Below are 14515 nucleotides of genomic sequence, written 5' to 3' on the forward strand. Positions count from 1 at the left end.
ATAAGCTGAGCAATTGTCACTTATGACAGGTCAACGATTGAATCCAGAAAGCAAACTTATTAAAGGCTATATTTTTCAAAAGCTTACATATTTATTACGCATGAATAGAGCTGAGCATTTCCATCGATTCAGCTAATGCCCTATGATGTGTTTCTCATTTGCATCCTGTTACTCGGTGTCCCTTGCTGCGCATCTCTCCGCTCTGGAACAGCCTGCTGCTGTTGCTGGCCCCCGTACTGGTTGTTCTGCCCCTGAGCCCACTGGCCACTAATCTCTGGGCCCACCATCTGCTGAGCAGCAAGCTGGAGCAAATACTGCTCGCCCAGCAGATTCGCCACCAAGACCTGGATCAGGTATTGCGCGAGCAGATGAGCCGCTTCACCTTTGACTGTGGTGCCGGTGACCTGGCACTGCTGCGCGATCCCAAATTTTATAACAACCATATACGGCTGCAGGGATTACAACTCGCCTCTGGCGAGGGGTGTTCCAGTCTGGGGCCTGCCATTCCCCCCGTGGCGGTCGGTTTATCGGACCATCCTCCCTCAAAGGAGCGCGGACTAACGGCCACCGCCAGCCAGTTTCATACCGAACAGGAGCTGGTTGCCTACTTTCGTATAGGCCGCAATACCATCTATTGGGTGCTCAACAACAGCTGGACCCATGACCTGCTGAAAACACCCTGTGCCAACTGCTTCTTTGTCGAATTTACCCCGCTGGAGACAAGCCAGCACGCCCTGCTATTTACCAGAGGGGAGAGCGCCATCCAGCAAGAGCCAGCTAGCCAGAGCCTGAGTGCCGTCAGCCCTTCCAGCCAGCTAAAGCAGACCTTGTGGGCTGGCGCGGCACTGCGCGAATATGCAAGAGAGCAGGTATATCTTTACGGCTTTTGGGGGAGCGCCGCGCTCGGCGTGGGGCTGGTCGCCATCTACTGGCTGCTGCGCAACTATCGGCGCTCATTGAAAGGCCTGCTGGAGGCTGGTATTGAACGCCGTGAATTCAGCCCCTTCTACCAACCCATCGTAGACAGTCGTATTCAGCAAGTGGTTGGTTTTGAAGCCTTGCTGCGTTGGCAGCGCGGGGGCGATCAGGTCCCCCCCGGCGCATTTATCGACTATGCCGAAGAGCAAGGTCTGATCATGCCGATGACCGAACAACTGCTGGAACAGGTGATCAAGGATCTCACCGTGCTCGGCGCCGGGCAGTGGGTCAGCGTCAATCTGGTGGCTGCCCACATCGAACAGCCCCGACTGCGGGCACTACTGCAGCGCCATCACTGGCCCTCTCCGTTGCGTCTCACCTTCGAGCTGACCGAACGTAACCCCATCACTGATATCGAGGCTGCAGCCCGGGAGATCACCGTTTTGCAACAGCGTGGTTACCACTTCAAGCTGGATGATTTCGGCACCGGCTATGGTGGCTTTTCCTATCTGCAACGCCTCGGAATTCGCCAGATAAAAATCGACAAGATGTTCGTTGATACCATTGGCACCAACGATCTGAAGCGCAGCGTGCTGGATGCCATTATCGCATTTGGCCGGGAATCAGAGATGGAGATGATCGCTGAAGGGGTCGAGACCAGAGAGCAGGTGGAGTATCTGAGCCAACAAGGTGTCTATCTAATCCAGGGTTATGTCTATGGCAAGCCCATGTCACTGGCGCAGTTGCTCAAGTGGCAGAGCCTCTGGCAGTAAACCCGAAAAATATCCGTGATTAGTCTGCGATTAACATTTGGCAACAAAATGATCTGCCCCTAAGCGGATGGGAACCCTTATCATAGGCATTCGGCTACCGTGCGCACCTTTACGCACGCCTCCCACAATCCCTGCCGGCTTGTGCCGCCCCGAGACGAGAACCATTGCCTATGAAGACAGTTATCCGGCAAGAGATTGCCCTGCCCGTTGGCCTGCTGACCCTGCTCTTTTTCAAGACGTTGGGCAGTGACCTGCTGACAGAGACAACGCCACTCGGGATCTATCTTCCGGTGTCGGCGGCATTGCTGGCCATCGTCACCTGGGCCATCTTCTCGGTAGTACGCCACTCCGATGCCCTCGCCATCAAGCTGGGCGAGCCCTTCGGCACCCTGATCCTCACCCTGTCGGTCATCTCGCTGGAGGTGGTGATGATCTCCTCGGTGATGCTGACCGGTGAACCCAACCCGGTGATGGCCCGCGACACCATGTTTGCCGTAGTGATGCTGGTCACCAATGGTCTGGTCGGTTTCACCCTGCTGTTTGGCGGCTGGCGCTACCACAGCCAGAGCTTCAATCTGGAGGGGGTCAAATCCTATCTGGTGGCCATCATTCCACTGGCGCTGCTCTGTCTGGTGCTGCCCAACTTCACCGAGGGTGGCGCGCTCGGCAGCATGTCGCGGGCTATGTCCTGGATGCTGATCATCATTTCAGTGCTGCTCTACGGGGTCTTTCTGCTGATCCAGACCCGCAGCCACAGCCACTTCTTCGTCGACAGCGATCACGAGGATTATGAGGAGCACCACGGCCCGCTGCAGAGCAACGTCTATCACACCCTGCTGCTGCTCGCCTACCTGCTGGTGGTGATCCTGCTGGCCAAGACCCTGGCTATCCCCATCAACTACGGGGTGCATGTGATGGAAGCACCCGCCGCACTGGGCGGCTTTATCGTTGCCTGCATCGTGCTGGCCCCCGAAGCAGTCGGCGCCATCAAGGCCGCCTTCAACAACCAGCTGCAGCGGGCGATGAACCTCTATTTCGGCTCTGTGCTGGCCACCATCGCCCTCACCGTGCCTGCCGTGCTTTTTATCGGCTCCATGCTGGATCAGGAGGTGCGCCTCGGTCTCTCTCCCGCTGACATGGTGCTACTCATCACCACTCTGATGGTGTGTAAGGTGACCTTCAGTAGCGGCCGTACCAATGTGCTCCATGGCGCCACTCATCTGGTGCTGTTCGTGGTCTATCTGTTCCTGATGTTCGAGCACGCATAGCTGCGCTCAATCAACAACAAACACGAAAAGACCGCCCGATTGGGCGGTCTTTTGTTATCTACTCCCGGATCTCAAGGGCGCCAGAGAAGCAGCTTCCCCTCATCTTCTACCCTTCTCCCGCCAGGGGAGAAGGGGGAGCAAGGCTTACAGGCTGGGCAGCACCCCGGCGGGGATCAGGTCGTTGTAGCTGGCACGACCCAGCAGGGCGGCGGCCGCTTCGATATCCGGCGCGAAGTACCTGTCCTTGTCGTAGAAGCTCACCTCTGCCCGCAGTCGTCCCTTGGCCAGCTCGATAAGCTCAGTACTGCGCAGGGGAGCGCGAAAATCGAGCCCCTGTGCCGCAGCCAGCAGTTCGACCGCCAGAATGCCGCGGGTGTTCTCGGCCATATCGGCCAGTCGGCGGCCGGCGAAGGTCGCCATGGAGACGTGATCCTCCTGATTGGCCGACGTAGGCAGGCTGTCCACCGAGGCGGGATGGGCCAAAGTCTTGTTCTCGGAGGCGAGCGCCGCCGAGGTGACCTGAGCGATCATAAAGCCGGAGTTGACCCCGCCGTTATTGACCAGAAACGCCGGCAGACCGGACATCCGCGAGTCGATCAGCAGTGCCATCCGCCGCTCTGAAAGTGAGCCGATTTCGGCGATGGCCAGCGCCAGGTTGTCGGCGGCGAAGGCGACCGGCTCTGCATGGAAGTTGCCGCCGGAGAGGATCTCTTCATCCTCGGCAAACACCAGCGGGTTGTCGGAGACCGCGTTGGCCTCGCACACCAGCACTTCGGCGGCCTGGCGGATCTGGGTCAGGCAGGCCCCCATCACCTGCGGCTGGCAGCGCAATGAGTAGGGATCCTGCACCTTCTCGCAGTTGTGGTGGGACATGCCGATCTCGCTGCCATCCACCAGCAGGTGACGGTAGCAGGCAGCCGCGTCGATCTGGCCACGCTGACCTCGCACCGCGTGGATGCGGGCATCGAACGGGCGGCGGCTGCCAAGGGCAGCCTCCACGCTCATGGCGCCTATGGTGATGGCACCGGCGTAGAGATCCTCGGCGTGGAACAGCCCCTCCAGCGCAAAGGCGGTGCTGGCCTGAGTGCCGTTGAGCAGGGCCAATCCTTCTTTGGGTGCCAGCGAGATGGGCTCGAGCCCGGCAATCTTGAGGGCCGTGGCGGCGTCGATCAGCTCGCCCTTGTGGCGGGCCTTGCCTTCACCGATCAGCAGGCAGCTCATATGGGCCAGCGGTGCCAGATCGCCGGAAGCACCAACGGAGCCCTTCTTCGGCACCACCGGATAGACTTCGGCGTTGATAAGCCGTATCAGGGCCTCAAGCACCGTCAATCGGATGCCCGAGAAGCCCCGCGCTAGCGAGTTGAGCTTGAGTACCATCATCAACCGCACGGTGGCGTCATCCATGTATTCGCCGATGCCCGCGGCATGGGAAAGCACAATGGAGCGCTGCAGCTCGTCCAGCTGCTCCACCGGAATGCGGGTGTTGGCCAACAGGCCAAAGCCGGTGTTGATGCCATACACCACCCGGTTCTGCTCGATCACCTTGGTAACCACGGCAGCGGAGGCGTGGATCCCCGGCAGCGCGGCCGGATCCAGTGAAACATGTACCGGCTCGCGGCTGACGCGGCGCAGGGTGGCAAGACCCAGCTCGCCCGGAGTAATAGTCAATTCAAACATGGTGTTACACCTTTCCTTTGACACCGTTGGCGCCGTCAATCATCGGCAGATCCAGTTTCGCATCAACGGCGCAGTTGATGGCAATCTCGTAGCCGGCATCCGCGTGGCGCATCACCCCGGTGGCCGGGTCGTTGCGCAGCACCCGACCGACCCGCTTGGCAGCGTCATCGGAGCCGTCGCAGACGATCACCACGCCGGAGTGCTGGGAGAAGCCCATACCGACCCCGCCGCCGTGGTGCAGCGACACCCAGGTCGCGCCACCGGCGGTGTTGAGCAGGGCGTTGAGCAGCGGCCAGTCGGAGACGGCATCGGAGCCATCCATCATCGACTCGGTCTCGCGGTTCGGGCTCGCCACCGAGCCGGAATCCAGATGGTCGCGGCCAATGACGATGGGGGCTTTCAGCTCGCCGTTTTTCACCATCTCGTTGAAGGCCAGGCCCAGGCGCACCCGATCCTTGACCCCCACCCAGCAGATCCGCGCCGGCAGCCCCTGAAACGCGATGCGCTCGCGGGCCATGTCGAGCCAGTTGTGCAGGTGAGGATCATCGGGGATCAGCTCTTTCACCTTCTGATCGGTCTTGTAGATATCTTCCGGATCGCCTGAGAGGGCCACCCAGCGGAATGGGCCGACCCCCTCGCAAAACAGCGGGCGGATATAGGCGGGGACGAAGCCGGGGAAGTCGAAGGCGTTCGCAACCCCCTCCTCCAGCGCCATCTGACGGATGTTGTTGCCGTAATCGAGCGTCGCCGCGCCGCGCTCTTGCAGGGTCAACATCGCCTCCACCTGGCGGGCCATAGAGCGACGGGCGGCCAGATTCACCTCCTGCGGGGCACTCTGCTGCAGCTCGCGCCACTTTGCCACGCTCCAGCCCTGCGGCAGGTAGCCGTGCACCGGGTCGTGGGCAGAGGTCTGGTCGGTCACCACGTCCGGGGTGATGCCACGGGCCACCAGCTCGGCAAAGACGTCGGCGGCGTTGCCGAGCAGACCGACCGAGACAGCGGTACCGCTGCGTTTGGCCTCTTCGATCATGGCCAGCGCCTCATCCAGAGTGTGAGCCTTCTTGTCCACATAGCGGGTGCGCAGACGAAAATCGATACGGGTCTCGTCGCACTCGACGGCGATCATCGAGAAACCGGCCATGGTGGCGGCCAGCGGCTGGGCACCGCCCATGCCACCGAGACCACCGGTGAGGATCCAGCGTCCCGCAGGCGAGCCGTTGAAGTGCTGGTTGGCCACCGCGAAGAAAGTTTCGTAGGTGCCCTGCACGATCCCCTGGGTACCTATGTAGATCCAGGAGCCGGCGGTCATCTGGCCGTACATCATCAGGCCCTGCTTATCGAGCTCGTTGAAGTGCTCCCAGTTGGCCCAGTGCGGCACCAGATTGGAGTTGGCGATCAGCACCCGAGGCGCATCCTTGTGGGTCTGGAACACCCCGACAGGCTTGCCGGATTGCACCAGCAGGGTCTGATCCTCCTCAAGCCGGGTCAGCACCTCGACAATCTTGTCATAGCAGGCCCAGTTGCGGGCAGCACGGCCGATGCCGCCATAGACCACCAGCGACTGGGGATGCTCGGCCACCTCGGGATCCAGGTTGTTCATCAGCATCCGCAGCGGCGCCTCGGTGAGCCAGCTCTTGGCGGTCAGTTCAGTGCCGTGCGGGGCACGGATCACGCGGTTCGGATCATGACGGGGATCCTGCTGTTGCACAGACATACACACTCCTTGTTGTATCAATAGGGTGCCTTCGGCGATATGCGGCCAAAGGGTTAACGGGTCAACAGATGAACCAGCCGCGCGGCCACACGGGCGCTGCGGTTGTCCTGATCCAGCGTCGGGTTGTACTCGGCCAGATCGGCAAGCCTGAGCTTGCCGCTGGCCCGGATATGGGCAATGAGCGGTTCGATCACCGCCAGCTCCACGCCGCGGGCGGCGGGAGCGCTAACTCCCGGCATCACAGCCGCCGGCAGCACATCGAGATCGATGGTCAGATAGAGGTGATCACAATCGGCGATAAAGGCATCCAGCCCGCTTAGCAAGGCTGGCAGCTCGGCCTGGGTCATCGCCTCATCCAGCACATGCCACACTCCCAACGCCTTGGCACGGGCAAACAGCGCCTGGGTATTGGCGGTCTCGGCTACCCCGAGGCAGGCGTAGTGAAACGGCGCGCCCTGAGCGGCGCACTGCTCGGCAATCTGGAAGAAGGGGGTGCCTGAGCTCGCCAGCTCCAGCTTCATCCGCAAGTCGAAGTGGGCGTCGAAATTGATGATCCCGACCCGCCCCTCGCCACCAAGATGACGGTTGAGGCCGCTCCAGCTGCCAAACGCCACCTCGTGGCCGCCCCCCAGCACCAGCGGGAAGTGGCCCAAATCGAGCGCAGCGGCGACCCGCTCGGCCAGCCGGCCGTGGGCAGCGTCGAGATCGCCATCGAGGCAACTCACATCCCCACCATCGTAGACGGGGCTATTGAGGTGCCAAGCAGTGTTGGCCAGCAGCTTGCGAATGGCCTGCGGCGCACCGGCCGCCCCCACTCGACCCTTGTTGCGGCGCACCCCTTCATCGCAGGCAAAACCGAGCAGCACCACACCGGCAGTGTCTTGTGCCCCGGCGGTCCAGGGCTGCGCCTCTTGCCAAGGCAGAACTTTGTCATGCCAGCGCAGGGCCAGTTCACCATCTTCCGGATCCTGCCGTCCCTGCCAGAGCGACATATCGACCGGGTTGAACTTATCCATGGAGGCTCTCCTCGCCGTTGAAGATGCGGCTTGCCAGCTGATCGACGCCGACCATGTAGCTCAGCTCGGCCGGATGAGCGCAGTGCCAGATCAGAAAATCAGCCGCCATCCCCACCCTGAGCTGGCCAAGGTGTTCCTGCTCACCAAGCGCTTTGGCGGCGTGGCGGGTCACCCCGAGCATGGCCTCCAGCGGGGTCAGGCCAAACAGGGTGCAGGCCATGTTCATCGCCATCCGCAGCGAGACGATGGGGGCCGTACCCGGGTTGATGTCGGAGGAGACCGCCATCGCCACCCCCGCCTTGCGCAGGGCGGCAACCGGCGGCAGCTTGGTCTCTTTGAGAAAATAGAAGGCGGTGGGCAGCAGGGTGGCGACCACGCCGCGATGTGACAGCGCCTGGATCCCTTCCGGATCCAGATACTCCAGATGATCCACCGAGAGGGCGCCAAAGTTGGCAGCGAGGGTGCTGCCACCGAGATTGGAGAGCTGATCCATATGCCCTTTCACCGGCAGGCCATATTGATCCGCCGCCAGATAGACCTGCTCGGTCTGGGCCAGCGAGAAGCCGATGTGCTCGCAGAAAACATCTACCGCATCGGCCAGACCCGCCTCGGCGGCGGCCGGGATGATCTCCTGACAGATGGTTTCGACCCAGGAGTCGGGATCGTCGCGATACTCCGGCGGCACCGCATGGGCCGCCAGCAGAGTGGTCTTGACCCGGATCGGCAACGCCTCTCCCAGTCGGCGGGCCACCCGCAGCATCTTGAGTTCGTCATCCAGCGTCAGGCCGTAGCCGGACTTGATCTCCACCGTGGTGACCCCTTCGCGGATCAGGGACCTGATCCGCGGCAGCGCCAGCTCATAGAGCTGCTCCTCGCTGGCGGCGCGGGTGGCACGCACCGTACTGATGATGCCACCGCCCCGACGGGCGATCTCGGCATAAGGCACCCCCTGCTGGCGCAGCTCGAACTCCTCGGCACGGCTGCCGGCGAAGACCAGATGGGTGTGGCAATCGATAAGGCCGGGGGTGACCAGCTTGCCCTGCATATCCAGCCAATGGGCGGGATACGGCCCCTTCAACTCGGCCATCGGCACCAGGGAGTGGATCTTGCCATCCCTCACGCCGATGGCATGGAGCGGCAGCAGGCCGTAGTCGGCCAGCTCATCATTCAGGGTAGCGGGCGTCACGTTGAGCCAGACCCGCTCGCAGTTCAACAGTTCCTTGTTCATAGCGACCTCAAATGTATATACATATTCTTATAGTCGATCTATTCGACAAAAGGAAGAACACTATTTACATCCTGATAACAGCGTCACGCTTAGAGTTTAAGCACAAAAAAACCCACCAGAGGTGGGCTTGAGAACAGATGATTTGTATATACACCTATGTCATGTGAGTCTTGGAACTCAACTTGTAACGGGAGCCCGGGGAGAGCAAACGAGCGTAGGAGACCAGATATCCCTCCGACCAGGTACGCCGGTGCAACAACAGGCAGGGGGAATCTACGCGGATCTGCAACAATCCCGCCTCACCGGCGCTCGGCAGCACGGCTTCCACCACGTGTTCCATCTCGGAGAGGGGGCAGACATCCATCAGATAGCGGTTGGGGGTCTGTTGGGTAAAGTCCTGCTCGCCATAGCCTGGCAGGCGCCCGGCATCGACAAAGCGCTCTTCCAGTTGTAGCGGCTCACCATCGGCCTGATGGACGATCAGGCTGTGAAAGATGGGGGCGCCAACCCGCAGCCCCAGTTGTACCGCCACCTTCTCGTCGGCGGCCAGTCGCTGCAGCCGGATCACCCGGGCACTATATTCGCCGCCCCGCTCGGCAATCTCGTCGGCAATATTGCGAATAGCCAGCAGCGGCGACTCGGTACGTCTGTCCGCCACGAAACTGCCGGAACCGGCGGTACGCACCAGCCACCCCTCAGCCACCAGCTCCCGCAGTGCCCGGTTGACCGTCATCCGGCTCACGGTGAACTGCTCGCACAAGGCCACTTCGGTCGGGATCCTGTCCCCCGCCTGATAGTGGCGTTCGCGGATCCCGTCCAGAATGTGCTGCTTGATCTGCAGATAGAGAGCTGGCGCCACCATGAAGCGCCCTAGCGCCGACGGTGGGGCGGACGCATGTCCGGCCAGGCGCGGTAGACATCGGGGATCTGATCCGGCCCGCTGATGCAGAGATCGAGATCGTGCAGCAAGCCATCCTTGATCCCGTAGATCCAGCCGTGAACGGCCAGCTCCTGCCCCTTGCGCCAGGCGTTCTGGATGATGGTGGTGTGGCAGACGTTGGCGACCTGTTCGGCCACGTTCAGCTCACACAGGTAGTCGAAGCGCTCATGCTCATCCTCGATGGCCTCGAGCTCTTCATCATATTTGAAGTAGACATCCTTGATGTTACGCAGCCAGTTATCGATGAGCCCCAGTTCCTGATTCTGCATCGCTGCCTTGACGCCGCCGCAGCCGTAGTGGCCGCAGACGATGATGTGCTTTACCTTGAGCACCTCCACCGCGTATTGCAGCACGGAGAGACAGTTGAAATCGGTGTGCACCACCAGATTGGCGACGTTGCGGTGGACGAAGACATCCCCCGGCAACAACCCCATCAGCTGGTTGGCGGGGACCCGGCTGTCGGAACAACCGATCCAGAGGTATTCAGGGGCCTGCTGGGCAGAAAGGGTGGCAAAGAAATTGGGATCTTCGGCCTTGATCCGTTCGGCCCACTCACGGTTGTTGGTAAACAGGTCGTTCAACAGTTTCACTATCTGCTCTCCCTACTGTGGCAGTAGCGGCAACATAACATAGACAAGGGTAACAAAGGCAAGGCCGACCAGATCCCAGCCAAACAAAAACAGGGCCATCAGGCCCTGTTTTTATGAGAGGAAGCATCAGGCTTCCATGGCATCTTTCAGCTTCTTGAGTGCGTTTTTCTCAAGCTGACGCACCCGCTCGGCAGAGACGCCGTAGGTATCGGCCAGCTCCTGCAGCGTGGTCTTGCTGTCATCATCGAGCCAGCGGGCGCGGATGATGTGCTGGCTGCGTTCATCCAGGGTGGCAAGGGCCAAGCTCAGGCGACGGGTCGCGTGATCGTCCCAGTTGTCGTTCTCGATGGTCGCGGCCAGATCGGAGGACTTGTCCTCCAGATAGTGAACAGGCGCGAAACCGCCCTCTTCTTCATCATCACCAACCAGATCGAACGCCTGATCGTAGTTGGCCATCCGCGCTTCCATTTCGGTCACATCGCTGGCAGAGACGCCGAGATCGGCCGCCACTGCCTGCACCTCTTCGTGGTTCAGCCAGCCCAGACGCTTTTTGGATTTGCGCAGGTTGAAGAAGAGCTTGCGCTGGGCCTTGGTGGTCGCCACCTTGACCATGCGCCAGTTGCGCAGGACATATTCGTGGATTTCGGCCTTGATCCAGTGCACGGCGAAGGAGACCAGACGCACGCCGACCGTCGGATCGAAGCGCTTGACCGCCTTCATCAGGCCGATGTTGCCTTCCTGTACCAGATCAGCCTGAGGCAGACCGTAACCGGCATAACTCTTGGCGACATGAACGACAAAGCGCAGGTGCGACATAACCAGCTGACGGGCAGCCTCGAGATCGCCATCCCGCTGCAAACGCTCAGCCAGTTCACGCTCTTCCTCTGCGCTCAGCACCGGAATCGAGTTGACTGCCTGGATATAGCTTTCCAGACTACCTTGCGGAATCAGAGCCATAGTGCGCTGCAATGAAGTTCCCATCTGTTACCTCTTACTTTTCAATCGAATCAGTCTAACACCCTGAGAGGGCCTGTCTACTGACCGGATGCCATTCTGCGGCGTGTATCAAGGAACATGCCCAGTTTTAGACCGGCTTATCTTAAGCCTGCAGAATGAATCATGAATGAACAGTCAAAAAAAGGGGGTCACAATGAAGGACCCCCGAAAAGTAGCATGCTAAGTCCATTGTTGCGGAGCTCGCAACCTTCACATGCTTGCCAAGTCTGACGAGCAAGGCAGAGGGGCCACACTCGTATAAATGCTTCAGCTTTAATAGACTGCTTATAAATTAGAAGGTTCACTGGATCCAGCGAAGATCCGGCAGATCATTGTTATTCAGAATACTCTGACTAGGGGGGCCAAGCCAGAAACGGCCCCTCTTTTACTTGATCCGCCTCGCAAAATCCAGCGATTTACTTTGATGATAAAGTAATCAGGATGGCTCTATGTCACGAATGTGGCGATGAACCGAGAACCAGGAGGCAATCAGCCCCAGCAGAGCGCCCAGCAAGATCAGATTGATCCCGTCTACCGCCCCCATGCCGACCAACCGGAAATTACTGTTATACAAGCCAGCCAGCGCCTTCACCGCTCCTTCGCTCCAGATCACCATCACTTCGGTCAGCCACCAGGCCAACATGCCACCGATCACCCCGAACCAGATGCCGGTATAGAGGAAGGGGCGATGAATAAAAGAGTCGGTCGCCCCCACCAGTTTGAGCACTTCGATCTCGGAACGCTGATTCAGAATGTTGAGACGCAGGGTATTGCCGACAATCAGCAACACGGCAGAGAGCAGCAGCACTGCGATGCCGGTAATGGTGTGGCGCAGCAGGTTCATGATCCCCTGCAGTCGGGTCAACCACTGCAGATCCAGCTTGCCTTGCTCAACGCCAACTTCGTTGTTGAGCTTGCCCAGCAACTCGGCAGCCCCTTCCGGGTTCTGCCAGCGCGGGTCAGGAATAACGCTCAACACGGGCGGCAGCGGGTTGCTGTCCAGATAATCGAGGGCATCGCCGAAGCCGGAGATCTCGCGAAACTCGCGCAACGCATCGTCCCGGCTCAGATAAGTGACCGAATCCACCTCGGGATAGAGCAGGATCCTGTGCTGCAATTCGAGAATACTCTGTTCCGGCAGATCTTTACGCAGGTAAAGGGAGATCTGGGAACTGGTCTGCCAGCTCCCCTCCACCACCTCGGCGTTTTTCAACAATACGTGGAAACAGGAGGGCAGTGCCAGACTGACACCAAGCACCGCCAGCGTCATCAGGGAGGCGAGCGGATTGCGCCACAACTCCCCGAGACTGGCAAACGCCTGCCGCACATGGTCAACCCCGTACATCATCAGGCGGCGCAGTGGCGGTTGTTTATGACGAACGATAGCCATCAGAGCTCCTCCCCGGCCGAATACATGCGCCCCGCCTTGAGGGTCAGGGTGCGATAGCGCATGCGGGCGATCAACCCCAGATCATGGGTGGCAATCAGTACCGAGACCCCAAAATTGTTGAACTCCTGAAATAACCGCATGATATCCATGGAGAGCTGGGGATCCAGGTTACCGGTCGGCTCATCCGCCAGCAGCAGCGGCGGCTTGTTGACGATGGCGCGGGCGATGCCGACCCGCTGCTGTTCACCACCGGAGAGCATCCGCGGCTGGTAGCGCTCCTTGCCGAGTAGCCCGACTTTGTCGAGAGCCGCGGCCACCCGTTTGTTGATATCGGCATGGCTGTAGCCATCGATCACTAACGGCAGCGCCACGTTGTCGAACACGGTTCTGTCCATCAGCAGCCGATGATCCTGAAAGATCATCCCAATCTGGCGGCGAACATAGGGTATCTCATCACGCTTGATGTGGCTGACGTCGTCACCATGAAAGAAGACGCGGCCATCGGTTGGCCGCTCCATCACGCTAATCAGTTTGAGGAGGGTACTCTTGCCCGCCCCCGAGTGACCGGTCAGAAAGGCCATCTCACCCTTGCGCAGGTGAAAGCTGACCTTTTGCAACGCCTGATGACCACCGCTGTATACCTTGCTGACCTTGTCAAAACGAATCATAACGGTTCCCTGACATTGACAAACCCCGGCCTGAGCCGGGGCATGCGCTGCTTACTCTTCGCGACTGAAAAGCGCTTCGATAAAGTCGTTGGCCACGAAGGGGCGCAGATCGTCGATCCCCTCGCCCACCCCGATATAGCGGATCGGGATCTGGAACTTGTCGGCCACCGCGAAGATGACGCCGCCCTTGGCCGTGCCATCCAGCTTGGTGAGGGTGATGCCGGTCAGGCCCACTGCCTCACTGAACAGCTTGGCCTGGCTCAGGGCGTTCTGGCCGGTGCCGGCATCCAGAGTCAGCATGATCTCATGGGGGGCCTCTTCATCCAGCTTCTTCATCACCCGCACCACTTTCTTGAGCTCTTCCATCAGGTTGCTCTTGTTCTGCAGGCGACCTGCGGTGTCGGCAATCAGCACGTCAGCCCCGCGGGAACGGGCAGCCTCGATGGCGTCATAAATAACTGAAGCGGAGTCGGCACCGGTATGCTGGGCAATCACCGGAATATTGTTGCGCTGGCCCCATACCTGCAGCTGCTCGACCGCAGCGGCACGGAAGGTGTCACCCGCGGCCAGCATCACGCTCTTGCCTTCAGCCTGAAACTGCTTGGCCAGCTTGCCGATGGTGGTGGTCTTGCCGACACCGTTCACGCCGACCATCAGGATCACGTAAGGCTTCTTGCTGGTGTCGATCACCAGCGGCTGCTCCACCTTGGCCAGCATCTCGCCCATATCCTGCTTGAGCAGGCCGTAGAGCGCCTCGGCATCCTTGAGCTGCTTGCGGTCCGCATGCTGCACCAGCCCCTCGATGATGCGAGTGGTGGTATCCACGCCGAGATCGGCGGTCAGCAGCTGGGTCTCCAGCTCTTCGAACAGCTCATCGTCAATCTTCTTGCCACGGAACAGGCCGAAGAAACCGGAACCGATATTCTCCTTGGTGCGCACCAGACTACGCTTGAGGCGAGCAAAGAAGCCCTCCCGCTGCGGCTTCTCCTGGGTGTCGTCGTCCACCTTGGCGGCCAGCGGCAGAGCAGCCAGTGCGGCGGCCTCAGCCTCCATCGCGGCGACCAGGCGCATATCTTCCGCTCGCTGGGCCTCTTTGGCGATACGGGCTTCTTCCGCAGCCTGAGCTTCGGCAGCGATGCGGGCCTCTTCTGCGGCACAAGCTTCGGCAGCGATGCGGGCCTCTTCTGCGGCACGGGCGTCGGCAGCAATACGGGCCTCTTCTGCGGCGCGGGCATCGGCAGCAATACGGGCCTCTTCTGCGGCGCGGGCATCGGCAGCAATGCGCGCCTCTTCTGCGGCGCGGGCGTCGGCAGCGATGCGGGCCTCTTCTGCGGCAC

The 14515-nt window shown here is 60.4% G+C and carries 12 protein-coding genes; 2 read left to right on the forward strand and 10 right to left on the reverse strand.

Annotated elements, in window-relative coordinates; all coding sequences use genetic code 11:
- Positions 1-182 precede the first annotated feature (182 nt).
- Together BN1117_RS03810 and BN1117_RS03815 are read left to right on the forward strand one after the other, a co-directional pair.
- Positions 183-1691 (forward strand): EAL domain-containing protein, encoded by a 1509-nt coding sequence (locus tag BN1117_RS03810; RefSeq protein ID WP_156129866.1) that lies wholly within the window; start codon positions 183-185, stop codon positions 1689-1691.
- Positions 1692-1861: 170 nt separating this feature from the next.
- Positions 1862-2959 carry a calcium:cation antiporter gene (locus BN1117_RS03815; protein WP_040094930.1) on the forward strand — a complete coding sequence of 366 codons (1098 nt, stop codon included), beginning with the start codon at positions 1862-1864 and terminating at the stop codon, positions 2957-2959.
- A gap of 144 nt (positions 2960-3103) precedes the next feature.
- Here BN1117_RS03815 and hutH read toward each other — a convergent pair whose 3' ends face one another.
- The 10 genes from hutH to ftsY form a co-directional block, all read right to left on the reverse strand.
- On the reverse strand, positions 3104-4636 hold the full coding sequence (gene hutH, locus BN1117_RS03820) for a histidine ammonia-lyase (protein WP_040094931.1): 1533 nt from the start codon (positions 4634-4636) through the stop codon (positions 3104-3106).
- A gap of 4 nt (positions 4637-4640) precedes the next feature.
- On the reverse strand, positions 4641-6350 hold the full coding sequence (gene hutU, locus BN1117_RS03825) for a urocanate hydratase (protein ID WP_040094932.1): 1710 nt from the start codon (positions 6348-6350) through the stop codon (positions 4641-4643).
- Between the two features lie 53 nt (positions 6351-6403).
- The gene (gene hutG / locus BN1117_RS03830; protein WP_040094933.1) at positions 6404-7366 is read right to left on the reverse strand and encodes a formimidoylglutamase; all 963 of its coding nucleotides are present in this window, start codon (positions 7364-7366) and stop codon (positions 6404-6406) included.
- The gene (gene hutI / locus BN1117_RS03835; protein WP_040094935.1) at positions 7359-8594 is read right to left on the reverse strand and encodes an imidazolonepropionase; all 1236 of its coding nucleotides are present in this window, start codon (positions 8592-8594) and stop codon (positions 7359-7361) included. The genes hutG and hutI overlap by 8 nt, the downstream gene beginning before the upstream one ends.
- 154 nt (positions 8595-8748) lie before the next feature.
- On the reverse strand, positions 8749-9453 hold the full coding sequence (gene hutC, locus BN1117_RS03840; RefSeq protein WP_040094949.1) for a histidine utilization repressor: 705 nt from the start codon (positions 9451-9453) through the stop codon (positions 8749-8751).
- A gap of 11 nt (positions 9454-9464) precedes the next feature.
- On the reverse strand, positions 9465-10124 hold the full coding sequence (gene can / locus BN1117_RS03845; protein ID WP_040094937.1) for a carbonate dehydratase: 660 nt from the start codon (positions 10122-10124) through the stop codon (positions 9465-9467).
- Between the two features lie 126 nt (positions 10125-10250).
- A complete protein-coding gene (gene rpoH / locus BN1117_RS03850; RefSeq protein ID WP_040094938.1) occupies positions 10251-11105 on the reverse strand; it encodes an RNA polymerase sigma factor RpoH in 855 nt (284 codons plus the stop codon).
- Between the two features lie 451 nt (positions 11106-11556).
- Positions 11557-12510 carry a permease-like cell division protein FtsX gene (gene ftsX / locus BN1117_RS03855; protein WP_040094940.1) on the reverse strand — a complete coding sequence of 318 codons (954 nt, stop codon included), beginning with the start codon at positions 12508-12510 and terminating at the stop codon, positions 11557-11559.
- Positions 12510-13178: a cell division ATP-binding protein FtsE gene (ftsE, locus tag BN1117_RS03860; protein ID WP_040094942.1), complete on the reverse strand. Its 669-nt coding sequence runs from the start codon at positions 13176-13178 to the stop codon at positions 12510-12512. Before ftsE ends, ftsX begins: the two co-directional genes overlap by 1 nt.
- A 51-nt stretch (positions 13179-13229) precedes the next feature.
- On the reverse strand, positions 13230-14515 hold a 1286-nt coding region (ftsY, locus tag BN1117_RS03865), incomplete at its 5' end, for a signal recognition particle-docking protein FtsY (RefSeq protein WP_040094943.1).

This window comes from Aeromonas australiensis (assembly GCF_000819725.1).
GTDB lineage: Bacteria > Pseudomonadota > Gammaproteobacteria > Enterobacterales > Aeromonadaceae > Aeromonas > Aeromonas australiensis.